Genomic DNA, 26,593 nt, shown 5'->3' with positions numbered 1-26,593 from the left:
TCATTTAGATGAATTTTCGGTTAGATAAATATTCAATAACAGTTTGTACACATTCTTCTACAGACTGTGTGCTTGTATTAATTGTTACTTCAGGATTAGCAGGTGACTCATAGGGAGAATCAATTCCTGTAAAATCACGGATTTCTCCGCTTCTTGCTTTTTTGTAAAGGCCTTTTGGATCTCTTTTTTCACATTCTTCTAACGGACACTCTACGTATACTTCCAAAAATTCATTCCCCTCTAAGATCTCACGCACTTGAGCGCGATCTTCTTGGAATGGAGAGATAAATGCTGTTAGTACCACTTGACCGCTGTCTACGAACAGCTTAGAAACCTCACCGATACGGCGAATATTTTCTGTACGATCTTCAGCAGAAAACCCTAAATTCTTGTTTAAGCCAAAACGAACATTGTCACCATCTAATACATAATTGCGAATATTTTTATCAAAAAGCGCTTTTGCCACTGCGTTTGCTACGGTAGATTTACCTGAACCCGAAAGGCCCGTAAACCATAATACAAAACTGTGATGATTATTTTGCTCGCGTCTTTCCTGTTTTGTAATTCCAGCATCATGCCACGTAATGTTTGTTGATTTACTCACTTCAACCGCTCCTTATTTTGAAGATACTTTTTGTTTTGCTAATCCCTTAATTAACACTTCAATTACTTCTTTACGGCTGAATGTGCTTGGTGGCACTTCTCCGTTACGAAGCATTTCACGTACCTTGGTACCAGATAGAATCATATGATCTTCCTTGCTGTGAGGGCATGTTTTCGTTGATGCCATCGCTTCACACTTCTTGCAGTAGAAGCTGTGTTCAAAAAATAAAGGTGTAATTCCTAATTCATCTGCCGTAAAGTTACTGAAGATTTTTTGTGCATCATATGTTCCGTAGTAGTCACCAACACCAGCGTGGTCACGGCCTACAATGAAATGCGTGCATCCAAAGTTTTTTCGAACCATTGCATGGAAAATAGCTTCTCTAGGTCCAGCATAGCGCATTGCAGCAGGGAAAACTGCCAAAGCTACACGATCGCTAGGATAATAGTTCTCTAAAAGTACTTCATAACTTTCCATACGGATATCTGCTGGGATATCATCTGACTTTGTTTCTCCTACAAGTGGATTTAAAAACAGGCCGTCTACAATTTCTAATGCTGTTTTTTGAATATACTCATGCGCACGGTGAACAGGGTTACGAGTTTGGAATCCAACAACCGTTTTCCAACCGCGCTCTTCAAATGCTGCTCTTGTTTCAGTTGGATCTAGGTAATACTTTTCAAAACGCGTTTTAGGTGTACGTTCTACAAGTACGATTGGACCTGCTACATATACATTTGGGCGTTCCATCATTTTCTTCACACCAGGGTGGGCAAGTTCTGCTGTGCGGTACACATTTTCCGCTTCTTTTTCTTTATTTGGCGTATATACTTCAGAAACTTCTAAAACACCATATGTCACACCGCTTTGAACTAGTTTTACTTTGTCGCCAATGTTTAATTCTTTAGCCTGCTCTTCTGTTACGGGAAGAGTAATAGGAATACTCCATACAGTTCCATCTGCTAGACGCATATTTTCAACAACTGATTGATAATCTTTTTCTCCTAAAAACCCCGTAATTGGGCTGTAAGCACCAATCCCAATTAGTTCTAAATCACTTAGAGCCATGTTGTCTACTTCAATTTCTTTTGTTAGTGAAGTGTAGTCATATGTTGGTTGATATAAATTAATTAATTCTCCACCGTGTGCTTGAATTGTTGTCATTTTGTAAAATCCTCCTTAAGTAATTAACACAATATAATAAAAAGCAATTGAATCACGCAGTCATTTTTTCTTTTTCCGACTGCAAGCTTGCTCTTTTTCTTCTAGTCGTTCTAGCTAAGCTTAGAACACCTGCTGTGGCAATGCAGCCACTAGCTAGCACCACAAATGAATATAAGTCGCTTTCAAGTACTAATTTCACAAGAACATATGAGATTACGAGTGAAAATACAGGGGATACCACCCAAACCTTTAACATTTGAATGACCACTTCGCGCTGTTCTTTCGTAAATCCCGTTTTCGCTGCGCCTATCCCAATAATAGAAGACGTAGTGACCTGTGTAAGCGGTACTGGCAAACCAAACAGTGAAGCTGCTGTAACAAGAGAAGCACCAGTACCTGAAATAATGCAGCCTTCCCCTACAGAATAGCGAGTAATTTTTTTTCCGTTTGTTTCAATAACTCGGCCTCCTAGTAAAAGAGCTCCGAGTGCCACCGCCAATCCTCCTGCTATGACACCCGTTGTAGCATCCATTAACCCAGCTCCTACTAGAGGACCGACAGCATTTGCCACATTATTCATTCCAGCTGAGAAGGCTTCAAAGAATCCCGTCGCTATAACTAAAATCGTTAAAACTCTTTTCCACTTTCCCTCTGCTTCTTTTTTATGCGCTCTGCGTTTTATCACTTTCCCAATCAAAAAAGCAATGACAAATGAAACTAGCGGAACAATAATCCAAAAAGACATGACAATTAAAAGTTTTTCTACATACAGAGATTGATAAGCTACTCCTACTCCAACAACTGAGCCAACTGTTACTTCACTTGTTGATAGAGGGATACCAATCAAATTCGCGAAAAAGAGTGACAGCGTTGCAGCAGCCAGAATGATAATAACTAATTCTACTGACAGCAGTTTTTCAGGTATGATACCTGAACTGATGGTTTTTACCACCTCACCGCCTCCGGTAACAGCTCCGAGCACAATTCCTACAGCACAGATGAACAGGGCCACTCTTCGCTTTTTAATTGCACCGGAGCCGTATGAAACGCCCATAGCAGCTGCTGCACCGCTTGCCCCAATATTCATTGCAAAAAAAAGCGCAATGATAAAGGCAACATATAAAAGCATCATTTATTCAGCTCTTTCGTATTTAAGATTCGTGTAATCCGCACTCAACTTTTTGTGTACCTGCCCATCTTCCTGAACGTAAATCGTCTACATTATAGGCAGGTGCGGTACAGGGCTCACAGCCGATACTTGGGTAGCCTTGATCATGAAGTTTGTTGTACGGCAAATCATGCTTATACACATAGCGCCAAATTTCTTTCCATGACCAATGAATTAACGGACAAACTTTCACCTTCTTGAATTTCTCATCTTTATTAAAATAATTCGTGTTGGCACGAGACTCAGACTGCTCGCGTCTCAAACCAGAAATCCACGCATCATAAGGAGCAAGGGATTCTCTTAGCGGAATGATTTTTCGAATTTGACAGCATAAGTTAGGCTGACTCTTCCAAAGCTCATCTCCATGTTTTTCAGCTTGTTCTGCAAGAGTTAAATCCGGCTTTTTCATATGAATACGTAAATCAGGGAAGCGTTCTTTAATTGCATCAATCACTTCATATGTTTCTTTAAAATGAACGCCTGTATCTAAAAAGACAATTTCAGCGTCTTTTTTCACTTTTGAAATTAAATCAATTAACACGATTCCTTCGATCCCAAAGCTTGACGCATAAATAATTGAATCTCCGTAGGTATCATACGCCCACTGCAATGCTGAAAGGGCTCCTTTTGTTTCATCTTTACTGTCGAACTCTGGAAATGTATCGCTCCAGTTTTCGTACGTATATAAGTCTGCCATTTTCTCCACTCCAATTCTTAGTTATCCGCGTTATCCAATAAAAAAAGACGGTTTTACCCACTAGAATTGGATAAAACCGCCTCTAGTGTGTCTAGTCAGCGAAACTATTTAATTCTTACTTTACTTCGGCGTGTTCAAAAATTTGTTTTAAGTCGGGGTTTACAGTCATTGGTTTCCCTTCTCAAATTATCGCTTGCGCTATATCAAAATAAAAAGTCTTCCGTATTGAAAGACTGGGTAGGCAATAAATTTTCACCTTATCTTTCAAAATGATACACACTTTGCTGGAATTAGCACCTTGCTAAGCAGGTTGCCGGGGTTCAGCGGGCCATCCCCTCCACCACTCTTGATAAGCATTTTTTAAAAATTTTAGCATATTTAGAATATTTGTCAACATTAAAAATCATATATCCGATAAGAAAACTATACTTTAAATTCACAGAAATATCTATACTTTTATTTAAAACAACATATGTAAATTTAACCCAAATGTGAACATATCAGTTTATAAAACGCTTTCTTTTTTCTCCAACTTTTGATGTTCTCTTGCTAAATAAAACGCAAAATCTCTCTATAAAATTAATAGCGGATTTATAAGCTTTACGGATAATTCACCCACATTAGCACACATTACAGATAACACTGACTGACAGATAGGAGCTATATAAGATGGAGAGACAACCCTTTCAATTAGACGATACAATTAAAAATAATGTACGAACATATTTACAGCAGATTTCAACTGAAGCCTCTAATTTAATTAAACATTTAGACACGAGTGATCATTGTATCCTATGTGATTTTGAGGAGATGAGAAGGTTATTTCAAGATGTTCAAGCTACGGCCGCCTCTTATTACTTGCGTCATTACTTATCGCCTTATACATTTGAATACGCTGCTCTGTCCCTAGCTATTCATAACCTCTCTGAGAAACGTCACGGCGCTTTAATTGTCATTGAACGGGAACAAAATGTTGATCCTCTTATTCAAAAAGGAATGCCTATTCAAGCTCCTGTCAGCGCTACGCTAGTTGAGACACTGTTCTATCCAGGGACACCCTTACATGACGGAGCTGTCCTAATTAGAAATAATCAGCTTATTTCGGCTGCTAATGTTTTACCTCTCTCGTCTATTATTTCAACGAACAAAAAATTGGGAACACGTCACCGTGCAGCCATTGGAATGTCAGAAAAATCGGATGCATTAATTTTAGTTGTATCTGAAGAAACAGGCAAAATTTCGTTTGCGCTTGATGGAAGCCTCTACCCTATTCACTCCAGCAAAAATATGATTTAAGAGCCCTTTCCTAATAAGCAGCCCTATCTTGACTTCTATATCCTTTCTCTTTAATATATTTCATAGTTTTTACATACTATAGATACGGGTGATGCATATGGCAATTTTAAAATTTGAACATGTAGGCGTTCAAGTAAAGGATATAGAAAAATCTATTGAGTTCTATACACAAAAGGTGGGATTAGAGCTCATCGAAACACTACCACATACCGATCCGTCTTTGAAGCTAGCTTTTCTAGGTTTAGAAGGCAATGTAATCGTAGAGTTAATTCAAGGGTATAACTCAAGCTTACCTAATGAAGGTAAAGTTCATCATTTTGCGCTGGCAGTAGATGGAATTGAAGAGGAGTTTGAGCGTTTAAAATCAGCAGGCGTTTCATTTGTGGAAGAAAACATTGTAACTTTGCCAAATGGAGCAAGATACTTATTTTTCTATGGTCCAGACAAAGAATGGATTGAATATTACGAAGTAAAAAGATAAAGATATCTTATACCTTCAGTGAAAAATGGTCATACTGTGGCTATGACTAATCACTGGAGGTATTTTTATGATGGAATGGCTATTATTTCGACTTTTTCGTCGTTCTATTTTAGTGCGGCTTCTTTTTATTATCGGCTGCCTTGTTTTACTTTTCGGCATGCTTATACATTTCCTAGAGCCGCAAACGTTTGGGAATGTGTTTGAAGGAATTTGGTGGGTTATTATTACAATCTCTACTATAGGGTACGGTGATTTTGCTCCCACCACTACGATTGGAAGGTTAGCTGCAATTATTTTAGTCCTCATTGGAACGGGATTTATTACTACTTATTTTGTCACGCTTTCTAAAATTGCTGTTTCCGCTGAGAGCGCTTATCTGGAAGGAAATTTAAAGTTTTATGGAAAAGATCACTTCATCGTTGTGGGGTGGAATGAGCGCGCCAAACTCGTGTTAGAGTCTTATCGCGACGCATTTCATAAAGAAGACATTGTTCTTATCGACGACTCTTTGACTAAAAACCCCATGATCTGTGATCGCGTTCATTTTATTAAAGGAAGTCCCTCTCACTATGAGGTATTAGAACTTGCTAATGCTCGGTACGCAAAAAAAGTGCTGATTACTGCGGATCAGCATAAGACAGAAGAATATGCAGACATGAATACTATTGTTACGCTAGTCGCTCTGCAAGGACTGAACCCTTCTATTTACAGCATCGTTGAACTGTTAACAAAAAAGCATATTCAAAATGCGCAAAATTTGGGGGTAAATGAAATGATTAAAACAAACGAGTTGATTAGTCAGGTCATGTACGAACATATTTTTGTAAAAAAATTAGAGAGTTTAAGAAAAGAATAGTCCCTTCAATTACCGAAGCAGCGCCTCTTCTGCCTCTCTAATTAGCTCTTCTCCTAAGCTGATATACTTTTCTGGAAATGAAGCGTCTGCGTCTTGGGGTTCTGCAAACTGATTAAATGAAGCACCCACGTTTCCATTGTGAACATTGTCATCTAGGCCAATTTGATACTTATGTGAAAGTAAAAATGGCGTACCAATCTGTACGGTTGTTCCTTTAGAATCCAGTTCTCCATTCGTAGCTGTAAACGGGATACGTAAAAACTGATAGCCGACTTCATCGTTCATCTTATAGTCGAATGAACCATGATCATAATCCCAATTTCCTCCAATGTTATACCCAAGCGGCTTAAGCGTTTTTTCTAATTCATAAAGCTTGAATAATGTGCCGTCTAATCTTGAAGATAATTCAATCATCTTATCCCTCCTCTGTTTTAACATGTCCTTTTTCCAGCTTTTTATCCTTTATCTCAAAAGCAAAAAAGTTCACCTTCTAACAAGAAGGTGAACTTTTTATTTATTTCAAACGCTTTTCTAATTCTGCTTTTTTCTCTTCAAAACCAGGTTTTCCAAGAAGAGCAAACATATTTACTTTATATGCTTCTACTCCAGGCTGATCGAACGGATTTACTCCTAGTAAATAGCCGCTGATTGCGCATGCTTTTTCGAAGAAGTATACAACATATCCAAACGTATACTCATCTAGCGCCGGAATGTTTACAACTAAGTTTGGAACGCCTCCGTCTGTGTGAGCAAGCATTGTACCTTGGAACGCTTTTTTATTTACAAAGTCAACTGTTTCCCCAGCTAAGTAATTTAGTCCATCTAAGTCCGCTGCATCTTCTTCAATTGTTAGCTCATGACGAGAATCTTGAACTTGTACAATTGTTTCAAAAATATCACGACGACCTTCTTGTACATATTGACCTAAAGAATGAAGATCCGTTGAGAAGTTAGCAGATGAAGGGTAAATACCTTTTTGGTCTTTTCCTTCACTTTCACCAAATAACTGTTTCCACCACTCAGCAAAGTATTGAAGAGCTGGCTCATAGTTAATCAGCATTTCAATTGTTTTTCCTTTATTATAAAGAACATTACGAGCTACAGCATATTGATAAGCTGCGTTTTCTTCTAGCTCTGATGATGAAAATGCTTCTTGAGCATCAGCTGCCCCTTTCATCATTTGTTCGATATCAAGACCTGCAGCGGCAATTGGCAATAAGCCAACTGCTGTTAATACTGAATAACGGCCGCCTACATCATCTGGAATAACAAATGTTTCATAGCCTTCTTCGTCCGCTAATGTTTTTAATGCGCCGCGCGCTTTATCTGTTGTTGCATAAATACGCTTGCGTGCTTCTTCTTTGCCGTATTTCTCTTCTAATAATTTACGGAAGATACGGAAAGCAATCGCCGGTTCTGTTGTTGTACCAGATTTTGAAATAACATTAATAGAGAAATCTTTATCTTGTAAAACATCCATTAAGTCTTTCATGTATGTTGAGCTGATGTTGTTACCAGCAAAAATAACTTGCGGAGTTTTACGCTGTTCTTTTGATAATGTGTTATAGAATGAATGCTGAAGCATTTCAATAGCAGCACGAGCACCTAAGTAAATCCTCCAATACCAATAACAATTAATACATCTGAATCAGATTTAATTTTTTCTGCACTTTTTTGAATGCGTGCAAATTCTTCTTTGTCATACTCCGTAGGAAGGTCTACCCATCCTAAAAAGTCGTTCCCAGCACCTGTTTTTTCATGAATTGAATGGTGAGCTACTTTCACGGCATCACGTAAGTATGTAAGTTCATGTTCACCAAAAAATGATAACGCGTTTGAATAATCAAAACGAACATGTGTCATAGTCTGTTCCTCCATTAAAATATCTTTATTTTCCACTTTATCGAAACTGTTAGCTGAATTCAAGTGAATCCACTTACAATTTGACACAATCATTATAGTTTGTTGAAACTGCAATCATTGTATGTACCCTTTTATTTAACGATAAATTCCGTTATGAAGTCAACTAATGTTCTTTGATTACAGAACGGAATTCATGCACGATGACGCAAATAATAAGCAAATAAAAAACGACTAAAGAGTGGTCTTCAATCGTTTTTTATTTGCTTACCGGATGGTGCAATATAGTTCATTTCACCTATCTTTACATATTGTCTCGGTTTATAAGAGGCTTTTAACAGGGAAGAGTCTATTGATATGGAATTTTCAGCTTCACTTTTAGAAGTGATTAGCATCCTGTTTTCTTCTTTCATTTCCAAGTGATTATTTAGCACAAATCCACTCATACATAGTGCGGTAAAAATGAGAAAACTGATGGCTATTTGTTTCCTATACATTTCCATCACCTCACTCTTAGAGTGACAATTTCGCATGATTTTTATACGTCGAAAAAAATTTTTTTATGTTTTTTTTATGGATTTTGTGACGAGTTTCTATTTATTTAATAAGCCTTGAAAATTCTGCTGATACTAAGAATTAGCATGGATGCATGCATAATTAAATTATTATATAATCGGTTACAGAATTGAATATCACAAGGAGGTTTGTCTTTTGTCGTGGTTGCACTTGGTGATTTTATCGCCTTTTTTATTAGCCTTTTTTGTCCCGCTTCTGTATAGGAAATTCCAGCGTATTCATACAGGGTGGTTCGTTTTACCTCTTCCACTTGTGTTGTTCATTTATTTCACACAATATATCAGTGGTGTTTCTAAGGGGGAAACATATCTACATTCAATGAAATGGATACCTAGTCTGGGCATTAACTTTGATGCTTATGTGGATGGACTCGGTCTTCTATTTTCTCTGTTAATCACCGGAATTGGGACACTTGTTATTCTTTACTCCATTTATTATCTTTCTAAGACAAAAGAAGCGCTGCATTCGTTTTATGTCTATTTGCTTCTTTTTATGGGATTTATGCTAGGAGTTGTATTATCAGACAATTTAATGAGTCTTTACAGCTTTTGGGAATTAACAAGCCTTTCATCTTTTTTATTGATTGGTTATTGGTACAAACGAGAGAAATCTCAATACGGAGCCTTAAAATCTATGCTCATTACCGTATTCGGAGGACTTTCCCTATTAGCAGGAATTGTACTTTTATACGTCATGACAGGTACTTTCAGCATACGCGAAATTATCTCAAACGTAGATGTGGTTACATCAAGTCATCTATTTATTCCAGCTCTAGTCCTCATTTTATTAGGGGCCTTTACAAAATCTGCTCAGTTTCCTTTTCATATTTGGCTGCCAGATGCAATGGAAGCTCCAACCCCAGTGAGTGCATACCTTCATTCAGCTACAATGGTAAAAGCGGGAATTTATCTTTTAGCAAGACTCAGCCCTGTTTTTGCTATAAGCGCCACTTGGTTTTTTGTTATTTCAATCATAGGACTAATTACACTGTTTTGGGGCTCGTTTTCAGCAGTAAAGCAACAAGACTTGAAAGGGATTTTAGCTTTTTCAACAATTAGTCAGCTTGGGATGATTATGTCACTTATAGGAGTAGGTAGCGCAGCTATTCACTATGATTTTTTAGACGATAATATCTACTTAGTGGCTCTTACTGCAGCAGTTTTCCATTTGATTAACCACGCTACCTTCAAAGGCAGCTTATTTATGGTAGTAGGCATTGTCGATCATGAAACAGGCACGCGTGACATTAGAAAGTTAGGCGGGTTAATGAGCTTCATGCCTGTCACATTTACCATTGCTATCATTGGGGGATTTTCAATGGCAGGTCTCCCTCCCTTTAACGGATTTTTAAGTAAAGAGATGTTTTTTACAGGCATGGTAAACGTGACAAAAATGGATATGTATAGCATGCAGACGTGGGGAATTTTGCTGCCTATCATCGCTTGGGTGGGAAGTATTTTTACGTTCGTCTATAGTATGATTCTTGTCTTTAAAACCTTTACAGGCAAATACCAGCCCGAAAAGTTGGAGAAGAAGCCGCATGAAGCACCAGTAGGCATGCTGATTTCACCGGTTATTTTAGCATCATTGGTTGTTATTTTTGGCTTTGCTCCTAATTTATTAGAATCAACCCTTATTGAGCCAACAATGGCCTCTATCGCACCTAGCCTGCTAGCTGAAGGTAAAGAATATCAAGTGCATATTAAATTTTGGCACGGCTTTACGCCAGAATTATTTATGACGCTAGGGGTCATCACATTTGGTATTTTGTTGTTTATGACGCTTCAAAAGTGGTCAAAAATTTATACACGATTCCCTTCTTCTTTAACGCTTAATAACGGATATAATTATGGCATTAAAGGGATGGAAAAAGGCTCAACGCGCATCATGAAAACATTAATGACAGGATTTATTAGAGACTATCTTTTAATCATTTTTACTTTCATAGGCATTTTACTTCTCGTAACGCTCTTTTCTCAGAATGCCTTTGCGATTGATCTAAAAGATACTGCTTCTATCGGCGTTTATGAAGCCATACTAGCAGTTGTAATGGTTGCGGCTACTATTACAACTTTATTGGCAAAATCACGCCTCACAGCCATTATTTCGCTGGGAGTTGTCGGGTATACGCTTTCTTTATTTTTCGTATTATTCCGCGCTCCTGACTTAGCTTTGACTCAATTAGTTATTGAGACTGTATCCGTATCACTGTTTTTACTATGTTTCTACTACTTGCCGGAGTTTCGGAAGCGAAAAGTAAGGGTGAAGTTTCAACTGCCAAATTTACTGGTTGCCCTTCTTGTAGGAACGACCGTTACATTGCTTGGCATATCAGCAAACAGTACAAAACTATTTGAATCGATTTCACATTACTTTATTGAAAACAGCTATGAAAAAGCAGGCGGCGAAAACATGGTGAACGTAATCCTTGTGGACTTCCGCGGATTTGATACATTATTTGAAATTACCGTACTTTGTATAGCAGCTCTTGCTATCTATGGCATGATTCGTCTTCGGTTAACAAAGGAGGAAGAAGAATGAAAAAAAATGATTTGATACTACAAACCACAACGAAAGTAGTCACGTTCATTATTATCATTTTTGCCATTCATCTTTTCTTTGCAGGTCATTATACACCCGGGGGAGGGTTTGTTGGGGGACTTACTACCTCAGCAGCCCTTGTATTACTACTGCTGGCTTTCGATATAAAAACGGTATCGAAAGTCATCCCATTTGACTATAAGAAGGTGGCGGCCTCTGGACTGCTGCTAGCTATTTTAACGGGGCTTGGGTCATTTATTTTCAAAGTCCCATTTCTGACTCACACATATAGCTACTTTAACCTTCCCCTTCTCGGGAAAACATCTTTAGCTACCGTTGTACTGTTTGATTTAGGCGTATATCTAGTAGTTGTTGGTGTTACGATGACCATTATTCAAACGATTGGAGAGAGTGAATAGTGGAAATATTAATGTCCATAGTGGCAGGGATTCTATTCACTGCCGCTGTATATCTCATGTTATCCCGCAGTTTACTGCGAATTATTATTGGAACAGGCTTATTAAGCCACGGTGTTCACCTGTTGATTTTAACGATGGGCGGATTAAAAGGGGGGAGTGTTCCCCTTTTGGGAGAAAAGGCTTCTTCTTATACAGATCCTTTACCTCAAGCCCTTATTTTAACTGCCATTGTCATAAGCTTTGGTGTCACTTCTTTTTTCCTTGTACTAGCTTACAGGGCTTATCAAGAACTCGGAACAGACGATATGGACAAGTTAAGGGGAAATGAACATGACGAGTAATTTTGTAATCATCCCACTGCTTATCCCGTTTGTTGTAGGTGTTGTGCTCATTTTTTTCAAAGACAATATTAAACTTCAAAGGATAATCAGTGTTTTATCATTAATCACCACCACTGCTTTTGCTGCATATTTGGTACAGTTGGTTCAATCAAAAGGTGTTTTAACTCATGAGCTTGGGAACTGGAAACCTCCTTTTGGAATTATTCTAGTAGCGGACATGTTCGCTTCCCTTCTCGTACTTACTGCTAGTATCGTAACACTATGCTGCGTTCTTTTTGCTTTTCATACAATTGGCGAAAGACGTGAACGCTTTTACTTTTATTCGTTTGTACAGTTTTTATTAGTAGGCGTATTTGGCGCTTTCTTGACAGGTGATATCTTTAACTTATTTGTCTTTTTTGAAGTCATGCTTATGTCTTCGTACGCTCTTATTGTAATTGGCGGTACAAAAGAACAGCTTCGAGAGTCTCTTAAGTATATTTTAGTCAATGTCATTTCATCTGCTTTGTTTGTAATTGCTGTTGCTTATTTGTACGCCGTAACAGGAACTCTCAACATGGCAGACCTTTCGCAGCGAATTGCAGAGGCTAATCAGCCGGGAATTTTAACAACCATTGGCATGCTTTTATTTATTGTATTTGCATTAAAAGCAGCTTTATTCCCAATGTATTTTTGGCTTCCAGGTTCGTACAGTGCGCCTCCACCCGTTATTATCGGATTGTTTGGTGCGTTGCTCACAAAAGTAGGCGTTTATTCGATTTTCAGGACTTTCACTTTACTGTTTTACCATCATCCTGAATTTACTCATCAAATTATCGGCTACGTTGCGCTTTTGACTATCGTTGTTGGTGCAGTAGGCGCCATTGCTTATTCGGATGTGAATAAAATTTTAATTTATAATATTATTATTGCTGTGGGAGTCATTGTCTACGGTGTAACTTTAACAACAAAAGCAGGTTTTGAAGGAGCCATTTATTATTTAATTCACGACATGATTATTAAAGCAGCTCTCTTCCTTCTTGCTGGAAGCATCATTCGAATAACTGGAACAACAAAATTAAAGAAAATGGGTGGGTTAATTAAAGACTATCCGCTGCTTGGCTGGATGTTTTTTATCGCTACTATTTCGTTGGCAGGAATTCCTCCCCTAAGCGGCTTTATTGGAAAATTCCTTTTAGTTCAAGGCGGTTTAGAATCAGAGAGCTACACGTTTGTAGGAGTTTTACTCGTTTCAAGCCTGCTCGTTTTATATTCTGCCATTAAGATTTTCATGAGCTGCTTCTGGGGTGAACCTACGCTTTCTTCTGAGCATGAAAAAGTATCCCTTAAAGGTATTCTATACCCATCCGCTATCTTACTTGCTGTTTCTGTCTTTTTAGGACTAGGTGCAGAAGCTGTTATTCCTTATGTGTCGACAGCCGCTCAAACGCTTATGGATCCTTCAATTTATATCCAATCGGTGTTAAAGGAGTATATTTGCATGTCATTTCAACTATTATTAAACGTAATCATTGCATTCACATGGATGTTTTTGAGAGGGATTTGGACACTACCTTCTTTTATTATAGGATTTTTCTGGGGAGCGGTACTGCTGTTTGTTTTCCGCCGTTTTTTTCACAGACGTTTTTACCTGCATAAAGTGTATGCGATCATTAAGCTGCTGTTTATTTTCATACGAGAATTATTCAAAGCCAATATTGCAGTGACGAAAGACGTATTGCGCCCTAAATTAAATATTCAGCCAGCCATCTTTGCAATGCCAACCCGTCTGGAGAGTGAATGGGAAATTACCATTCTTTCTCTTTTAATTACGCTAACGCCAGGCACACTGGTAATGGATGTGTCAGATGACAATTCTACTATCTATATTCATGCAATCAATACCGACGATATTGATGACATTATTACAGATATTCAGCAAACATTCGAAAAAGCTATTATGGAGGTGAGTCGTTAAATGCTCGATATTTTTCTAAACGTTTCGCTCATTCTCATTTCTGCTTCAACTATTGGGTTTGTTTACCGAGTGGTAAAAGGTCCGTCAACTGCTGACCGAGCAATGGCCCTTGATGCTATTGGAATTAACATCATTGCTATCACGGCCATCATCTCGATTATTTTTCGAACTCAGGCTTTTTTCGAAGTCATTTTACTGCTAGGCATCATAGCCTTTGTAGGTACCGTTGCTTTTTCTAAGTTTTTAGAGAAAGGAGAAGTGATTGAATATGAACGTGATCAGTGAAATCATTGTAGGAGCTTTGGTACTCATAGGGTCTCTTCTGACAGTTGTGACCATGATTGGGCTTATTCGTTTGCCTGATACGTACACAAGAAGTCATGCTGCCTCCAAAAGTGCTACCTTAGGCGTCCTGTTTATATTAGTGGGCTGCTTACTCTACTTTTGGATTGACACTGGCCATATTAGTGCACGGTTAATTTTAGCGATTGTCTTTGTGTTTATCACCTCTCCTATTGCTGGGCATTTACTAGGAAGAGCAGCTTATTACAGCGGAGTTCCTCTTTCTGATAAAACCGTTCGGGATGATTTGAAAACCAAACAGCAGAAAAAGCTTACCCATCATGAATAAAAAAAAACGCCGTGCGGTTTGCACGGCGTTTTTTATCGAGAATCTTATAAAGAAGCGCGTAGGATTGCTAGTACATCTTCTTTGTTTAATTTTTTAAATTTACCAAATTCACCTTTGGCCATCGCACGATCAGCCATAAGATCTAATTTGTCTTCGCCAATATCATAATCAGCTAAGCGAGTTGGTGCACCTAGGCTTGACCAGAATTCACGAAGCTTATCCACACCTTCAAGTGCTACTTCTTTATCTGTCTTACCTTCCGTATCTACGTTAAATACGCGTACAGCTACTTGCTTGAAGCGATCTACGTTCTCATCCATTACGTGTTTCATCCAGTTCGGGAATAAAATTGCGAGTCCACCCGCATGTGGAATATCATATACAGCTGATACCGCATGCTCAATATTATGAGTAGCCCAATCGCCTTGGTGTCCCATTTGTAACATACCGTTTAATGCGATGGTACCATTATATAAAATCGTTTCACGTAACTCGTAGTTTTCTAAGTCGTTTAATAATTTTGGTCCCGTTTCAATAACCGTTTGTAGCACACCTTCACACATGCGATCTTGAAGCGGCGTATTTGTTGCAGCATGGAAATATTGTTCAAATACGTGGCTCATCATGTCAACCATGCCATAAACTGTTTGATTTTTTGGTACAGTAAATGTATTAACCGGATCTAAAATAGAGAATTGAGGGAATGTTGCCGGACTGCCCCAGCCGTATTTTTCTTGTGTTTCCCAATTTGTAATAACAGAACCAGCATTCATTTCTGAACCTGTTGCTGCTAATGTTAGCACTGTTCCAAATGGAAGAGCTTCAGCTGCGAATACGTCGCGGTTAATGATGTCCCATACGTCGCCATCATATTTTGCGCCAGCTGCGATTGCTTTTGTACAATCGATTACGCTTCCTCCACCTACTGCAAGTAAAAATTCAATACCGTTTTCTTTACAAATATCGATTCCTTTGCGAACAGTTGTCAGACGAGGATTCGGTTCTACTCCCGCTAACTCATGTACTTCTGCATTCATGTCATTCAGTACATCCATTACTTGATCGTATAAACCGCTGCGTTTTACACTTCCTCCACCGTATACTAATAATATCTTTTTACCAAAGCGACTTGCTTCTGTTTTTAATTGCTCTAATTGACCTTTACCAAAAATTAATTTTGTAGGATTATAAAATGTAAAATTGTTCACTATAAACTCCTCCTTACGAGCTTGATTACATGCATCATTATGAAGAACAACTTTTTGATTGTAAAGAAAATTGACTTCCTAAAGATTATTCCCTGTTGGCTAGATGCTCACCCCATCCAAATGAACGTTTATTTGTCTGTATCTTCCAAAAGCAAATATGCATATTTCCCTCTAAAAAAAGCAGGCTAATAAGTGAACTACAAAACAAGGAGGGTTCATCATGAGTGGTATTCAACGTATTGCGCTCGTATTAACGATTATTGGAGCAATTAACTGGGGACTTATTGGCTTTTTTCAATTTGATTTAGTAGCAGCAATCTTCGGCGGTCAAACATCTGCTTTCTCCCGCATTATTTATGGATTGGTTGGAATCGCAGGACTGATTAACCTAGGTCTATTATTTAAACCTTCTGCTGAAGTAGAGCGTACAGAACCTAGAACGGAACATTAAAAAAGAAGGATAGCTAAGCTATCCTTCTTTTTTTCTTATTTCTTAATTATATTTCGCGGTTTGATTGCTCAATCCACTCTTCTAATTTTTCTTTTAATGTGTTGAATCCTTGAGTAGATTCAGTATGAACTGTTGCTTGACCTTGACGCTTTTTAGCAGGTTTTTTAGGTGCAGAAGCTTCAGTTTTTTCTGGAGCTGGCTCAGTTGCACGAATAGATAAACCAATTTTACCAGTTGACTCATCAACAGATAAAACTTTAACGTTTACTTCGTCTCCTACTGATAAATGTTCGTTAATATCTTTAACGAAGCCATGTTTTACTTCTGAGATATGAACTAATCCTTGAGTTTCTTCATTTAATGCAACGAATGCACCGTATGGTTGAATTCCTGTTACTTTACCTTTTGTAACAGTACCGATTTCAAATTTTGACATATAAACACTCCTAGATACCTTATTATTTTCACCATTATAGCCAATTTAAAATTATAGCACAGTTCATAGATTGAATCAAAAAGTAGTTATACTATATTTATTATTTACCAATTTCGTCACAAATATAAACTAACACTACATTTCATCATAGCAAAAAAGATATTATATCAAACCGTCTATACGATATGACATAATATCTTATTTTTATTATAACTTATTTTCAACAAAACGGCTAATCCGTTTTATGGATTCTTCTAATGATTCCATTGAAGAGGCGTATGAACAGCGAATATGTCCCTCTCCACCTTTTCCAAATACATTGCCTGGCACGACGGCTACTCGTTCTTCAAGCAAAAGCTGCTCAGCGAATTCTTCCGATGACAATCCCGTTTTCTTGATAGACGGGAACACATAAAACGCTCCTCCGGGAGAATGGCATTCCAGACCAATTTGATTTAATGACTTCACCATATAGTTCCGTCTTCTGCGATAGCTTTTTCTCATCTCTTCTACGTCATGCTGCCCGTTTTGTAGTGCTTCAATTGCTCCATACTGGGCCATGGTAGGCGCGCACATCATTGTATACTGATGAATTTTCAGCATTGCTTTAGCAATCTCAGTTGGTGCACATATGTACCCAAGACGCCATCCAGTCATAGCAAACCCTTTAGAAAAGCCTGAAATAATAATAGTTCGTTCTTTCATTCCTTCTAAAGAAGCAATAGATGTAAATTCTTCATCATATGTTAATTCTGCATATATTTCATCCGTGATAACAAGCAAGTCATGCTTGATTACAATATCTGCAATAGCCTGCAACTCTTCTTTAGATAGCGAACTTCCTGTTGGATTATTAGGAGAACATAAAAGAAGGGCTTTCGTGTTGCTTGTAATGACTTCTTCAATCTGTCTAGGCTGTAGTTTAAACTCTGTTTCCGCCGTTGTTTCAATTGCCACAGGAACTCCTCCTGCTAGAGAAATTAACGGACTGTAAGACACAAAGTTTGGCTCCACGACAATAATCTCATCTTCAGGATTAATCAAAGCTCGCATTGTAATGTCTAAAGCCTGACTTCCTCCAACGGTCACAATAATATCATCTTTATAATCATACGAGACGTTAAAATTTCTTTTCATATACTTCATAATTTCAAAGCGGAGCTCTAAAAGCCCCGCATTTGCTGTATAAGAGGTATATCCTCTTTCCAACGATAAAATACTCGCTTCTCGAACAGCCCAAGATGTGACAAAATCAGGTTCACCTACTCCAAGAGAGATGACGTTATCCATACTTGCTGCTAAATCAAAAAAGCGGCGAATACCTGAAGGTTTCAGCTGTTGTACAGTTGTTGACAAGCGCTCTTTCATTACGGAGACACCACGATTCTGCGATCTTCATCGCCTTGATCGTAGATGGTACCATCGTGCTTGTATTTTTTCATAATAAAGTGAGTCGTTGTAGATAAAACAGAGTCTAGCGTAGAAAGCTTTTCAGAAACGAAAAATGCTACTTCAGACATTGATTTTTCTTCAATAATAACAGACAAATCATATGCTCCTGACATTAGGTACACGGATTTTACTTCTTGAAAACGATAGATGCGCTCCGCAATCTCGTCAAAGCCTACTCCTCGCTTTGGTGCAACTTTTACATCTATCATAGCTGTGACGCCCTCATGTCCATCTACTCGTCTCCAGTTAATATCAGCTGAATATTGCACAATTACTTTTTCTCTCTCTAACTTTTTAACAATATTAGAGGTTTCTTCAAACGTTAAATCCACCATTTTTGAAATACTATCTATTGAAATACGGCTATTTTTTTCTAGAATTTCTAAAATTTCTAACTCTTTTTCTTCTAAGAACACCGCGTTCCCCTCCTACACCGATTAAATTTTTTCACTTTTTCCATTATATCAAATTTAAACACATCTTTAATGTGAAATCTATACCGGTAATTGAGTTTCATTTTATAGATTGCTGGAAATTAGGACAGACTAGAAAGAAAAAGATGGAGTGAAACAAATTGACTGACTCTAAAATTACTTGCCACCAGCGTACTTTTAATGGCGTCAATGTTTACTACGAATGCCATAACTATCACCCTGATAAACCATCTATTGTATTTATTCACGGCTTTTTATCATCCAGTTTTAGCTTTCGGCGTTTAATTCCTTTATTTGAAGATACGTTTTCTATCATTACGCTGGACCTTCCGCCATTTGGGCGAAGTGAAAAATCGTTAACCTTTCAATACTCGTATAAAAACTTAGCCAAAATTGTCATCGAGTTGATTGAATACTTAAAATTGAAAGATGTTGTACTATCGGGACACTCAATGGGAGGACAGGTTTGTTTAAACGTAGCAAAATTAAAGCCTTCTTGTGTATCAAAACTCGTTCTTCTGTGCAGCTCAGCTTATTTAGGCCCTTCACATTATGGGTTGGTCATGTCTTCTTATGTTCCCTTCTTTTATCTGTGGGTAAAAACGTGGCTGTCTCGCAAAGGTGTATTAGGTAACTTGCAAAATGTCGTATTTGATCATCAGTTAATCGACGAAGAAATGATTGATGGCTATACTGAACCCTTTTTGGATGACCGTACGTTTATGGCTTTGACAAGAATGATTCGTGATCGAGAAGGAGACCTCTCCTCAAAGGATTTGCAGCACATAAAAAAACCAAGTTTACTCATTTGGGGAGAAGAAGACCGAGTTGTCCCTTTACATCTCGGACGTAAATTAAAAGATGATTTGACAGACTCTACCTTTATCTCGTTAAAGGAAATTGGACATCTTTTACCAGAAGAGTGTCCCGACATTGTGCAGTCTCATATGGTCGATTTCTTGTACGGTGAAAAAGCCCTGTCTCAATAATGACGGAGCGAGTTCATATATTTCACACGAGGCGCTAACTTTAATAAAAAATTTATTAGTGGTGCTTCAGCCAATTTTCCCACTTTCTTTATTGACTTCACAAGTTAACTTCGTTGACAAACGTATTAAAAATAAGCAAACTATTATATTAAAAAAGGGGGTACTTTTATTGTCTACTTTTTCTTTTGATCAATTAATTAATCGTACAGGTACGCAGTCCGTAAAGTGGGACAAAACGGATCTCGTTTTTGGAGCAAAAGATGTTCTGCCTTTTTGGGTAGCTGATATGGATTTCCAAGCGCCGCCTAATGTTCTTCAAACCATTAATGAGCGTGTCAAACACGGTATTTTCGGCTACACTTCCCCTACTGAATCTACGGCAAATGCTTTATCATCTTGGGTAAAAAACAAGCATCAGTGGACCATTGATCATGAATGGATTACATACAGTCCAGGAGTTGTATTTGCCCTGAGTATGGCTATTCAAGCATTTACGGAACCTGGAGATTCAATTTTAATTCAACCTCCAGTTTATACTCCGTTTTTCAACATGATAGAGGTAAATGATCGAGAAGTTGTTGAAAATCCGTTAAAACTTGCGGGCGATAAATACGAAATTGATTTTGCAGATTTAGAGAAAAAATTTGCAGAAGGCGTAAAATTAATGATTCTTTGCAGTCCTCATAATCCAGTAGGACGCGTGTGGACAAAAGAAGAACTGAAAAAACTTGCCGATCTTTGTCAAAAATACAATGTATTAATTGTTTCAGATGAAATTCATTCTGATCTAATTTACCATTCTTATAAACACATTCCCATCAGCATGGTGAGTGAAGATGCAGCCAATCGAACCATTACGTGTATGGCCCCTAGCAAAACATTCAATATACCAGGACTTCAAGCTTCAGCTATTATTATTCCAAATGAGAAGCTGCGCACACAGTATGTTCAGCAGCAGCAAAAACAAGGTTTCTCTAATTTAAATACATTTGGAATCATTGGTTTAGAAGCAGCTTACAGCGAAGGTGGCGAATGGCTAGAAGCACTGCTTGTGTATCTGAAGAAAAATGTAGATCTCGTGACAGGGTTTATAAGTGAACACTTACCTGAACTGCGAGTCATTCAGCCGGAAGGAACTTATCTACTATGGATTGACTGCAACAAGCTGCACTTATCAGAAGAAGAATTACATGAACGTTTATTAGAAAAAGGCAAAATCGCCGTAGAAAAAGGCGAAAAATACAGTTCCACATATGGAAAAGGTTTTATTCGCTTGAACATTGGCTGTTCACATGAACAACTTCAAGAAGGATTAAATCGCTTAAAAATAGCTTTAACGTAAAAAACAGCGTTCTTTCTCACGAAAGAACGCTGTTTTTAATGTTTTTTTGAAATAACTCCGCACGCGATTCGCTTGCCAGAATTACCTGATGGCTCTGTCATTCCATCATCACCTTGTTCAGTAATTACAAGAGAGGAACCATCCATACGCTTAACGAGAGACGTCTTTCCTTCTTTTAACGTGACTTGAGGAACCATATCCGTTCCTTTATACGTCTGATCGTCTTCTACCACAATATTTTTCATATCGCCTAAATGTGGTCCTTTTGGATTTAACAGTCCGTGTTTCTTTTTATCAGGATCAAGGTGATTTCCTGCACTTTTAAAGTTAGGAGCTTTGCAAATCCCCATTTCATGAATATGTACGCCGTGTTCGCCAGGTGGAAGTCCGCTTAAATCGTACGTAAACTCAATTCCATCAGCCTGCTCTTTCAATTTGACTGTACCGATGCTATCTCCATCTGCGTTATAGACTTTGACTTCTTTATTGGATATTTCTTTTTCCATACACCCCGTTAACAAGAAAAAAGGCACGGTTCCAATGAGTAGTAGTTTTTTCATGTTGCCCTCCAATCGCATACGCACTAGCGAAAGTTTTAGATGTCTTTCCATAGATTGTCCAGCAACATATCATTTTAAACGCTTACATTTTATTTGCATTTCATTAGAGTGACTTCTTATTTTCTTGTTCTTTCAGCTTTGCTTCTAATTCCTTCGTTTTTTCTTCTTCTTTTTTAGACACCTTGATGATGAACCGCCAGACTGCAACTGCTGCTAGTACAAAAATCGCCATTGTAGCAAAAGCAGGAATATATTCTGTTTTATCTTCCGGAAAATAAAGCAAAAACATTAAATACATCATGTACAACATCCTTTCATAGAAACGGTAGTAGGTTTTGATTTATACTGTTTATAACAAACACTTTACTTAAAGGAGATCTGGCAATATGACATTTACAATTGGTCAAACCGTTACAGCACTTTATAAAACCGGGAAATACATCGGTGAAATTACACAAGTTCGAGATCTGCATTATGTTGTACGAATTCAAGCTGTGTTGAAGCATCCAGAACAAGGTGACTTACATAATCCTGGACAAGTGGACGTACCTTTTTTTCACGAGCGAAAAGCACTTGCGTTTCGAGAGCAGGCCAACATTCCTCAAAAAATGGTTCATCTCTATGAAGACAGCGTTCCTGATTATAAGCATTCACTAAAAAAAGCCCTTGAATTAAAGATAGCTGAACAACAAGCCAAAGATAGCGCTTTTGCTCAAGCAAGTATTGCCTGTTTAGAAGAGTTAAAAAAAGAGTACGGTATTCATTAAACAAAAAGCCAAATTCACATAGAAGTGATTTGGCTTTTATAATGCAAATTTATTTAATACTTTTGAAAAATCGATTCGATCTCCTATGGTCGTCGGCTCCGGTTTTTGAAGGTACCGCTTATCTTTTTCTACAAGCTTAAAGATGTTGAGTGTCGTCATCGCATCATCAAGCGCGCAGTGGTGCTTTCCAGTTCCTTCTTTACCATACTCTTGCACAGCTTTCCAAAGGCCGGTTTGATTTTGATCTCCAAAAAAGCGCTTATACTCCATCGAAAGATCAATTTCTTTACCTGTAAAAGGAAACGGCACCTTATTTTTTTGACAGCACTGCCTTAATACTTTCATATCCATGTTTCCCCATGTAATAATCGTGCTGTTTTTATACATGCCCAGTCGCTGTACAAGCTGCTCTAGCGTAATTCCTTCATTTACTTGATTTTGTTCGATATGGAGAAATGATTTACAGCGCTCAGTTAATTTTGTGAAGTGTGTAGGCTGTACGTAAGAGGAGAAACGATCAATGATTTCTTGATTTTTAACAAACACCAAACCAACTTCAATGATTTCCGGAAAAAAGCCTTTTGGAAAACCTTTATACTCTGGCATTGTAAATTCAAAATCAATGAATAAATACTGAGAGTTCTTATCCAATATTATCACCCCTTTGTAAAATAAACCGCCCTACTATATTAATGCTATTATAGCACGATTGAACAATCGGAAGGTCTATTTTCTGTTCTTATTTTTAATATTATGAATATTCTAGTTGCTGAATAAAAAGAATACTTTACTACTACTATATTCTAGAGCATGTCTCTATGCGCAGGGTAACTGTCACGAATAGACATAATTTCGCTTCTTTTTTTTACCTATTTTTTCACTTTTTTATGTATCCGCTCTTCCAAATTCTCTTTAAGCTCTCACATCAGTGTGTGAGGTGCTCCTCCTGACTTCAAAAGCATACCTCACACCTTTTAGACTAAGCCTTTCTTATATTTAAGCTTTAGGCAGAATAGCAAGCGTGCACCGGGATATACAGATTAAATTCTCTTCTTCATCTTGAATTTTCACTTCCCAAACCGCTGTTTTTTTTCCTTTATGTAAAGGAACGCCTATAGCTGTAACTGTTCCATCTTTTTTCCCTTTGATGTGATTAGCATTAATCTCTAAACCCACACAGATTTCTTTTTCAATATCTACACTTTTAATAGCACCTAGACTAGCCACAGTTTCGGCTAACGCCACCGATGCTCCTCCGTGCAAAAGCCCGAATGGCTGACGCGTTCGCTCATCAACAGGCATCGTCGCTTCCACTCTTTGTTCACTTGCGCTAATAATCTCAATTCCTAATGCTTCTAACAGCGTATCTTTTGTTTTCATATACATACCTCCCTTTGTATCTAGTATACAATAACGGTTTTGCTACAACATATACGAACCCTCTACATATACATAATAAAAATCCGTTTTTTAGGAGGATTCTTATATGAAACCATTTGCTCCCTTGTCTTACTACTGGCCATCGTACTACATGCCTCACCCTTATACATACAGGGTACCTAGCTTACCTGAGGCGGACATAGCGACTTTCCAGCAATCTCTTAAAGTGATTCCCTCTACCATGCAAAGCGCTACCATATTTATTCAAAGAGCTAACGCTTCGCCAGCTTTAATAAAAAAAATAAAAGCTGCTGCTCAAGAATCTAAAATGAGTGAAGTAAAAAGACTCATTCTTTCAACAGGTGTTAAGGCCAAAATTGATGTTTTTTATACGCCAGACTATATTAAAATTACGTTTATTCATCCCGATAACCAATTTGACTGCTGTCACGTTTCGTTAAATATTAAATGGTAAAACACAAGGAAAAAAGTCTTATTTTCTTTTGAAAAAGATGTACATGTTGTTTTGTTTCGAATATTATAATATATGCCGTTTTTGGATGTAAAAACAAATTACACGATAATTGTATTTAGGAAATAAATATGATATTGTATTTGGAAATATATTTTTTCTTTAGGAGGGATGACATGATGAGACATGTTACGCTAGTAGAAATTTTCACGCATCCTATCGCTCAAAAATATTTAACACGATTTGGCGTTGCGCATGCTGTATCGGTCGCCTATCATGCGTTTCGTCTATCTGTACAGCATAATGTAAACCCTGATTTAGCTACAAAAGCAGCGCTGCTTCATGATATTGGCCACTACGAATGGTACACAAATGGTCAGTGGGATTATGAGAAGTATCGTCAAAATGATATTCACGCTATTAAAGGTGCTGAACGTGCACATAAATTACTCATTCGTTTAGGCGAGGAACCTCAGGCGGCAAAAGAAATTGCCTTAGCTATTTTACTACACACAGACTCCTATTTGCCTGAAGGAACCATTCAGCAACGCCCTCTTCAAAAAGTAGTCAAACTAGCTGATGAAGCTGATGAAGAGCCAGGCGGCAAACATCATTACCGTGAAATGGAATACAATTTGGCTGTAAAGAAAATTAAGGAGCTTGATAAGAAAGTGCTTGAACTTCTACATTCCAACCAATTTAAACAGTTAGGCTGACAGGATTAACTCCTTTCATAAGAGTTAATCCTTTTTATTATTTCTCCTCATAATTCCCTGCAAATTACTCATACTACTTATTGATTCTCATTTTTGGTTAGTTAGGAGGAAGAAGAATGTCTAAAAACGCTAGAGGTTACGTGCAGGATTCTTGTACGTCATTAAATCAGGCAAAAGCAAGCCTTGAACAAGCTCTTCAAACAGTAGAGAAAGATTCAAATCGCGAACATATTGAACAATCTCTTCAGGCTGTAGAGCAAGCATTAGGAGCTTGTGACAGCACTGCTTCTACTCTTTCTCAAGCATGAAAAAAAAGCAGCCGGTTTTGATCGGCTGCTTTTTTTTCATTAGAGACCCTCTATTTACAAGATAACTGAGGCAACCCACCCAAAAATAATGAGTGGAATGTTATAGTGAAGAAAAGTTGGTACACACGTATCCCAGATATGATCATGTTGACGATCGACTGCTAGTCCAGATGTTGGTCCAAGCGTACTGTCTGAAGCTGGTGAACCAGCGTCTCCAAGCGCTCCTGCTGTACCAACAATACAAATCGTTGCCATTGGACTCATACCAAGTTCTAAGCAAAGAGGAACAAAAATCGTCGCGATAATTGGAATGGTAGAGAAAGAAGAACCAATGCCCATTGTGACTAAAAGCCCGATGACAAGCATAAGAAATGCACCCAGCATTTGGTTTCCGCCAATAAGAGCAACAGAGCCTTTTACAAGTGCTTCTACATCTCCAGTTTCTTGAAGAACTTTTGCAAAACCAGAGGCTGACAGCATAACAAATCCGATGAAAGCCATCATTCTCATTCCGTTCGTTAATACTGGATCTGCTTCATTCCACTTCAAAGCCCCGCTGAAATAAACGACCACAATTCCTGCAAGCGCTCCGAAAATCATAGAATCTACTAAGAGCTGCACAGTTAAAGCCGCTACAATCGCAAGTAACGCTACTATAATCCCTCTTGTTGTGTAACCTGTACGCTCCTCTGCGCCTTGATCAATGTCAATGTCTTTATAACTGCGCGGCTTACGGTACGAAATAAACACAGCAAACAATAAGCCCGCTACCATTCCTAAAGCTGGAAGAGCCATCGCCGTGGTAATATCTCCTTTATCAATCGTTAATCCACTTTCTTTGATGTTAGTAAATAAAATGTCGTGATAAATCTTACCGAATCCTGCCGGCAAATACATATAAGGTGTAACCAATCCAAATGTAATAACTGTTGCGACTAATCGGCGATCTATTTTCAACTGATTAAATACTTTTAATAGCGGTGGAATTAAAAGCGGAATAAATGCAATGTGAACCGGAATAACATTTTGAGAAAAACACGAAATAATAAGGATGATCAATAAAATCAGTACTTTTGACAGTGACTTCTTTTTCGTTTCTCCTTCTTTTCCTACTATTTTCAACGCTAGCTGAACAACGGCATCAGGCAGCCCTGTCCGCGAAACAGCCATTGCAAATCCTCCAAGCAAAGCATAGCTTAATGCAACAGAAGCACTGTTTCCAAGACCATCTGTGTATATACTTACTGTATCTGTGAGGCTGATACCGCCAACAAGTCCTCCAATTAGCGCTCCGACCGCTAAAGAAAAGACAACGTTGATACGCAATAAGCTCAAAATCAGCATCACGAGCACAGCTATTAATACTGCATTCATTTTGAAACCTCCATTTTTCTTTTTACTTTATCTCATTAAAACATTAGAGAGATAAACAACATGTTCATTATATTAGGTATAGAAAAAAAGTCAATCATCTTACTAAATAAACG

Annotated in this window: 31 protein-coding genes, 2 pseudogenes and 1 riboswitch; of the genes and pseudogenes, 17 read left to right on the top strand and 16 right to left on the bottom strand. The window is 37.9% G+C overall.

The features are described 5' to 3' along the window. Positions 1-4 precede the first annotated feature (4 nt). Genes cysC through ACXAE4_RS03265 form a run of 4 tightly spaced genes read right to left on the bottom strand, consistent with a single transcriptional unit; the run spans position 5 to position 3,633 of the window. Positions 5-604 (bottom strand): adenylyl-sulfate kinase, encoded by a 600-nt coding sequence (gene cysC / locus ACXAE4_RS03280; protein ID WP_028412601.1) that lies wholly within the window; start codon positions 602-604, stop codon positions 5-7. Positions 605-616: 12 nt separating this feature from the next. Next, positions 617-1,768, bottom strand: coding sequence for a sulfate adenylyltransferase (gene sat, locus ACXAE4_RS03275; RefSeq protein ID WP_014457931.1), 1,152 nt, complete (start codon positions 1,766-1,768; stop codon positions 617-619). 52 nt (positions 1,769-1,820) lie between these two features. Continuing rightward, positions 1,821-2,900, bottom strand: a complete 1,080-nt coding sequence (locus ACXAE4_RS03270; protein ID WP_028412603.1) for an inorganic phosphate transporter — start codon at positions 2,898-2,900, stop codon at positions 1,821-1,823. 19 nt (positions 2,901-2,919) lie between these two features. Then, complete coding sequence (locus tag ACXAE4_RS03265; RefSeq protein ID WP_028412604.1) at positions 2,920-3,633, bottom strand: phosphoadenylyl-sulfate reductase; 714 nt, start codon at positions 3,631-3,633, stop codon at positions 2,920-2,922. Between the two features lie 254 nt (positions 3,634-3,887). After that, positions 3,888-3,989: riboswitch (SAM riboswitch) on the bottom strand. Between the two features lie 313 nt (positions 3,990-4,302). Here ACXAE4_RS03265 and cdaS point away from each other — a divergent pair. The 3 genes from cdaS to ACXAE4_RS03250 all read left to right on the top strand — a co-directional run bounded on the left by cdaS (position 4,303) and on the right by ACXAE4_RS03250 (position 6,266). Beyond that, positions 4,303-4,929 carry a sporulation-specific diadenylate cyclase CdaS gene (gene cdaS / locus ACXAE4_RS03260; protein ID WP_028412605.1) on the top strand — a complete coding sequence of 209 codons (627 nt, stop codon included), beginning with the start codon at positions 4,303-4,305 and terminating at the stop codon, positions 4,927-4,929. A 97-nt stretch (positions 4,930-5,026) separates the two neighbouring features. Continuing rightward, complete coding sequence (locus ACXAE4_RS03255) at positions 5,027-5,410, top strand: VOC family protein (protein ID WP_014457927.1); 384 nt, start codon at positions 5,027-5,029, stop codon at positions 5,408-5,410. A gap of 67 nt (positions 5,411-5,477) precedes the next feature. Next, entirely contained in the window at positions 5,478-6,266 is a 789-nt protein-coding gene (locus ACXAE4_RS03250) for a potassium channel family protein (protein WP_014457926.1), read from the top strand. Between the two features lie 9 nt (positions 6,267-6,275). On the opposite strand, the gene ACXAE4_RS03245 is transcribed toward ACXAE4_RS03250, so the two are convergent. From ACXAE4_RS03245 to ACXAE4_RS03235, 3 genes and pseudogenes are all read right to left on the bottom strand, one after another. Then, a complete protein-coding gene (locus tag ACXAE4_RS03245) occupies positions 6,276-6,680 on the bottom strand; it encodes a YugN-like family protein (RefSeq protein WP_014457925.1) in 405 nt (134 codons plus the stop codon). Positions 6,681-6,780: 100 nt separating this feature from the next. After that, positions 6,781-8,129 (bottom strand): annotated as a pseudogene (locus ACXAE4_RS03240) (glucose-6-phosphate isomerase). 245 nt (positions 8,130-8,374) lie between these two features. Continuing rightward, positions 8,375-8,623, bottom strand: coding sequence for a hypothetical protein (locus tag ACXAE4_RS03235; RefSeq protein WP_014457923.1), 249 nt, complete (start codon positions 8,621-8,623; stop codon positions 8,375-8,377). Between the two features lie 214 nt (positions 8,624-8,837). On the opposite strand from ACXAE4_RS03235, the gene ACXAE4_RS03230 reads away from it, so the two are divergent. The 7 genes and pseudogenes from ACXAE4_RS03230 (at position 8,838) to mnhG (ending at position 14,591) form a co-directional block, all read left to right on the top strand. Further along, complete coding sequence (locus tag ACXAE4_RS03230) at positions 8,838-11,243, top strand: Na+/H+ antiporter subunit A (RefSeq protein WP_475235460.1); 2,406 nt, start codon at positions 8,838-8,840, stop codon at positions 11,241-11,243. Continuing rightward, on the top strand, positions 11,240-11,662 hold the full coding sequence (locus ACXAE4_RS03225) for a Na(+)/H(+) antiporter subunit B (RefSeq protein WP_013085301.1): 423 nt from the start codon (positions 11,240-11,242) through the stop codon (positions 11,660-11,662). Before ACXAE4_RS03230 ends, ACXAE4_RS03225 begins: the two co-directional genes overlap by 4 nt. Beyond that, positions 11,662-12,003, top strand: a complete 342-nt coding sequence (locus ACXAE4_RS03220) for a Na(+)/H(+) antiporter subunit C (RefSeq protein WP_013059592.1) — start codon at positions 11,662-11,664, stop codon at positions 12,001-12,003. Before ACXAE4_RS03225 ends, ACXAE4_RS03220 begins: the two co-directional genes overlap by 1 nt. Beyond that, a pseudogene (locus ACXAE4_RS03215) lies at positions 11,993-13,474 on the top strand (Na+/H+ antiporter subunit D); the annotation flags it as partial. The gene ACXAE4_RS03220 and the pseudogene ACXAE4_RS03215, both read left to right, overlap by 11 nt. A 9-nt stretch (positions 13,475-13,483) precedes the next feature. Beyond that, positions 13,484-13,960 (top strand): Na+/H+ antiporter subunit E, encoded by a 477-nt coding sequence (locus ACXAE4_RS03210; protein ID WP_013059594.1) that lies wholly within the window; start codon positions 13,484-13,486, stop codon positions 13,958-13,960. Continuing rightward, positions 13,961-14,245, top strand: coding sequence for a Na(+)/H(+) antiporter subunit F1 (locus tag ACXAE4_RS03205; protein WP_013059595.1), 285 nt, complete (start codon positions 13,961-13,963; stop codon positions 14,243-14,245). Beyond that, the gene (gene mnhG, locus ACXAE4_RS03200) at positions 14,229-14,591 is read left to right on the top strand and encodes a monovalent cation/H(+) antiporter subunit G (RefSeq protein WP_013085304.1); all 363 of its coding nucleotides are present in this window, start codon (positions 14,229-14,231) and stop codon (positions 14,589-14,591) included. The genes ACXAE4_RS03205 and mnhG overlap by 17 nt, the downstream gene beginning before the upstream one ends. 44 nt (positions 14,592-14,635) lie before the next feature. Here the strand turns inward: mnhG and ACXAE4_RS03195 are convergent, their stop codons facing one another. Next, complete coding sequence (locus ACXAE4_RS03195; protein WP_013085305.1) at positions 14,636-15,799, bottom strand: iron-containing alcohol dehydrogenase; 1,164 nt, start codon at positions 15,797-15,799, stop codon at positions 14,636-14,638. A gap of 220 nt (positions 15,800-16,019) precedes the next feature. Here ACXAE4_RS03195 and ACXAE4_RS03190 point away from each other — a divergent pair, with 220 nt between their 5' ends. Then, entirely contained in the window at positions 16,020-16,250 is a 231-nt protein-coding gene (locus tag ACXAE4_RS03190) for a DUF378 domain-containing protein (RefSeq protein ID WP_013059598.1), read from the top strand. A 46-nt stretch (positions 16,251-16,296) separates the two neighbouring features. On the opposite strand, the gene yugI is transcribed toward ACXAE4_RS03190, so the two are convergent. The 3 genes from yugI to ACXAE4_RS03175 all read right to left on the bottom strand — a co-directional run bounded on the left by yugI (position 16,297) and on the right by ACXAE4_RS03175 (position 18,554). Further along, positions 16,297-16,686 carry a S1 domain-containing post-transcriptional regulator GSP13 gene (yugI, locus tag ACXAE4_RS03185; protein WP_475235457.1) on the bottom strand — a complete coding sequence of 130 codons (390 nt, stop codon included), beginning with the start codon at positions 16,684-16,686 and terminating at the stop codon, positions 16,297-16,299. Positions 16,687-16,893: 207 nt separating this feature from the next. Further along, the gene (locus tag ACXAE4_RS03180; RefSeq protein ID WP_013059600.1) at positions 16,894-18,054 is read right to left on the bottom strand and encodes an aminotransferase; all 1,161 of its coding nucleotides are present in this window, start codon (positions 18,052-18,054) and stop codon (positions 16,894-16,896) included. Next, positions 18,054-18,554 carry an Lrp/AsnC family transcriptional regulator gene (locus ACXAE4_RS03175; protein WP_013059601.1) on the bottom strand — a complete coding sequence of 167 codons (501 nt, stop codon included), beginning with the start codon at positions 18,552-18,554 and terminating at the stop codon, positions 18,054-18,056. The genes ACXAE4_RS03180 and ACXAE4_RS03175 overlap by 1 nt, the downstream gene beginning before the upstream one ends. A gap of 158 nt (positions 18,555-18,712) precedes the next feature. Between ACXAE4_RS03175 and ACXAE4_RS03170 the strand changes: the two genes are divergently transcribed. Then, a complete protein-coding gene (locus ACXAE4_RS03170; protein ID WP_155017523.1) occupies positions 18,713-19,561 on the top strand; it encodes an alpha/beta fold hydrolase in 849 nt (282 codons plus the stop codon). Between the two features lie 169 nt (positions 19,562-19,730). Next, positions 19,731-20,903 (top strand): MalY/PatB family protein, encoded by a 1,173-nt coding sequence (locus ACXAE4_RS03165; protein ID WP_099000355.1) that lies wholly within the window; start codon positions 19,731-19,733, stop codon positions 20,901-20,903. A 35-nt stretch (positions 20,904-20,938) separates the two neighbouring features. Here the strand turns inward: ACXAE4_RS03165 and ACXAE4_RS03160 are convergent, their stop codons facing one another. Together ACXAE4_RS03160 and ACXAE4_RS03155 are read right to left on the bottom strand one after the other, a co-directional pair. Next, positions 20,939-21,463: a superoxide dismutase family protein gene (locus ACXAE4_RS03160; RefSeq protein ID WP_033580466.1), complete on the bottom strand. Its 525-nt coding sequence runs from the start codon at positions 21,461-21,463 to the stop codon at positions 20,939-20,941. A 103-nt stretch (positions 21,464-21,566) separates the two neighbouring features. Further along, the gene (locus ACXAE4_RS03155; protein ID WP_033580465.1) at positions 21,567-21,764 is read right to left on the bottom strand and encodes a hypothetical protein; all 198 of its coding nucleotides are present in this window, start codon (positions 21,762-21,764) and stop codon (positions 21,567-21,569) included. An 85-nt stretch (positions 21,765-21,849) separates the two neighbouring features. Between ACXAE4_RS03155 and kapB the strand changes: the two genes are divergently transcribed. Next, positions 21,850-22,230, top strand: a complete 381-nt coding sequence (kapB, locus tag ACXAE4_RS03150; protein ID WP_034264171.1) for a kinase-associated lipoprotein KapB — start codon at positions 21,850-21,852, stop codon at positions 22,228-22,230. A 36-nt stretch (positions 22,231-22,266) separates the two neighbouring features. Here the strand turns inward: kapB and kapD are convergent, their stop codons facing one another. Both kapD and ACXAE4_RS03140 read right to left on the bottom strand, forming a co-directional pair. Next, positions 22,267-22,881, bottom strand: a complete 615-nt coding sequence (kapD, locus tag ACXAE4_RS03145) for a 3'-5' exonuclease KapD (protein WP_013085312.1) — start codon at positions 22,879-22,881, stop codon at positions 22,267-22,269. 345 nt (positions 22,882-23,226) lie between these two features. Beyond that, positions 23,227-23,610, bottom strand: coding sequence for a hotdog fold thioesterase (locus ACXAE4_RS03140; protein ID WP_033580463.1), 384 nt, complete (start codon positions 23,608-23,610; stop codon positions 23,227-23,229). Between the two features lie 106 nt (positions 23,611-23,716). On the opposite strand from ACXAE4_RS03140, the gene ACXAE4_RS03135 reads away from it, so the two are divergent. The 3 genes from ACXAE4_RS03135 to ACXAE4_RS03125 all read left to right on the top strand — a co-directional run bounded on the left by ACXAE4_RS03135 (position 23,717) and on the right by ACXAE4_RS03125 (position 25,106). Continuing rightward, complete coding sequence (locus ACXAE4_RS03135) at positions 23,717-24,085, top strand: YuzC family spore coat inner layer protein (protein ID WP_033580462.1); 369 nt, start codon at positions 23,717-23,719, stop codon at positions 24,083-24,085. Positions 24,086-24,261: 176 nt separating this feature from the next. Next, on the top strand, positions 24,262-24,798 hold the full coding sequence (locus tag ACXAE4_RS03130) for an HD domain-containing protein (protein WP_475237314.1): 537 nt from the start codon (positions 24,262-24,264) through the stop codon (positions 24,796-24,798). Positions 24,799-24,914: 116 nt separating this feature from the next. Further along, the gene (locus tag ACXAE4_RS03125; RefSeq protein WP_033580461.1) at positions 24,915-25,106 is read left to right on the top strand and encodes a hypothetical protein; all 192 of its coding nucleotides are present in this window, start codon (positions 24,915-24,917) and stop codon (positions 25,104-25,106) included. Between the two features lie 54 nt (positions 25,107-25,160). Here ACXAE4_RS03125 and ACXAE4_RS03120 read toward each other — a convergent pair whose 3' ends face one another. After that, the gene (locus ACXAE4_RS03120) at positions 25,161-26,480 is read right to left on the bottom strand and encodes a Na+/H+ antiporter family protein (protein ID WP_033580460.1); all 1,320 of its coding nucleotides are present in this window, start codon (positions 26,478-26,480) and stop codon (positions 25,161-25,163) included. Positions 26,481-26,593: the final 113 nt, after the last annotated feature.

It is taken from the genome of Priestia sp. ABM2_011 (genome assembly GCF_056158845.1).
Note: the sequence above shows the minus strand (reverse complement) of the source record. Positions and strands in the feature narration are given on the sequence as shown.

Bases quoted from the DNA above. Each gene is read 5' to 3' on its own strand.
- ACXAE4_RS03210 (WP_013059594.1), top strand. From the start codon at position 13,484: ATGTCATTTCAACTATTATTAAACGTAATCATTGCATTCACATGGATG.
- cdaS (WP_028412605.1), top strand. From the start codon at position 4,303: ATGGAGAGACAACCCTTTCAATTAGACGATACAATTAAAAATAATGTA.
- ACXAE4_RS03155 (WP_033580465.1), bottom strand. From the start codon at position 21,764: ATGATGTATTTAATGTTTTTGCTTTATTTTCCGGAAGATAAAACAGAA.
- ACXAE4_RS03120 (WP_033580460.1), bottom strand. From the start codon at position 26,480: ATGAATGCAGTATTAATAGCTGTGCTCGTGATGCTGATTTTGAGCTTA.
- ACXAE4_RS03180 (WP_013059600.1), bottom strand. From the start codon at position 18,054: ATGAAAGAGCGCTTGTCAACAACTGTACAACAGCTGAAACCTTCAGGT.
- ACXAE4_RS03235 (WP_014457923.1), bottom strand. From the start codon at position 8,623: ATGTATAGGAAACAAATAGCCATCAGTTTTCTCATTTTTACCGCACTA.
- ACXAE4_RS03205 (WP_013059595.1), top strand. From the start codon at position 13,961: ATGCTCGATATTTTTCTAAACGTTTCGCTCATTCTCATTTCTGCTTCA.
- ACXAE4_RS03270 (WP_028412603.1), bottom strand. From the start codon at position 2,900: ATGATGCTTTTATATGTTGCCTTTATCATTGCGCTTTTTTTTGCAATG.
- ACXAE4_RS03255 (WP_014457927.1), top strand. From the start codon at position 5,027: ATGGCAATTTTAAAATTTGAACATGTAGGCGTTCAAGTAAAGGATATA.
- ACXAE4_RS03190 (WP_013059598.1), top strand. From the start codon at position 16,020: ATGAGTGGTATTCAACGTATTGCGCTCGTATTAACGATTATTGGAGCA.
- ACXAE4_RS03245 (WP_014457925.1), bottom strand. From the start codon at position 6,680: ATGATTGAATTATCTTCAAGATTAGACGGCACATTATTCAAGCTTTAT.
- ACXAE4_RS03125 (WP_033580461.1), top strand. From the start codon at position 24,915: ATGTCTAAAAACGCTAGAGGTTACGTGCAGGATTCTTGTACGTCATTA.
- ACXAE4_RS03265 (WP_028412604.1), bottom strand. From the start codon at position 3,633: ATGGCAGACTTATATACGTACGAAAACTGGAGCGATACATTTCCAGAG.
- ACXAE4_RS03250 (WP_014457926.1), top strand. From the start codon at position 5,478: ATGATGGAATGGCTATTATTTCGACTTTTTCGTCGTTCTATTTTAGTG.
- ACXAE4_RS03140 (WP_033580463.1), bottom strand. From the start codon at position 23,610: ATGAAAACAAAAGATACGCTGTTAGAAGCATTAGGAATTGAGATTATT.
- ACXAE4_RS03225 (WP_013085301.1), top strand. From the start codon at position 11,240: ATGAAAAAAAATGATTTGATACTACAAACCACAACGAAAGTAGTCACG.
- mnhG (WP_013085304.1), top strand. From the start codon at position 14,229: ATGAACGTGATCAGTGAAATCATTGTAGGAGCTTTGGTACTCATAGGG.
- ACXAE4_RS03130 (WP_475237314.1), top strand. From the start codon at position 24,262: ATGAGACATGTTACGCTAGTAGAAATTTTCACGCATCCTATCGCTCAA.
- yugI (WP_475235457.1), bottom strand. From the start codon at position 16,686: ATGTCAAAATTTGAAATCGGTACTGTTACAAAAGGTAAAGTAACAGGA.
- ACXAE4_RS03160 (WP_033580466.1), bottom strand. From the start codon at position 21,463: ATGAAAAAACTACTACTCATTGGAACCGTGCCTTTTTTCTTGTTAACG.
- ACXAE4_RS03135 (WP_033580462.1), top strand. From the start codon at position 23,717: ATGAAACCATTTGCTCCCTTGTCTTACTACTGGCCATCGTACTACATG.
- kapB (WP_034264171.1), top strand. From the start codon at position 21,850: ATGACATTTACAATTGGTCAAACCGTTACAGCACTTTATAAAACCGGG.
- sat (WP_014457931.1), bottom strand. From the start codon at position 1,768: ATGACAACAATTCAAGCACACGGTGGAGAATTAATTAATTTATATCAA.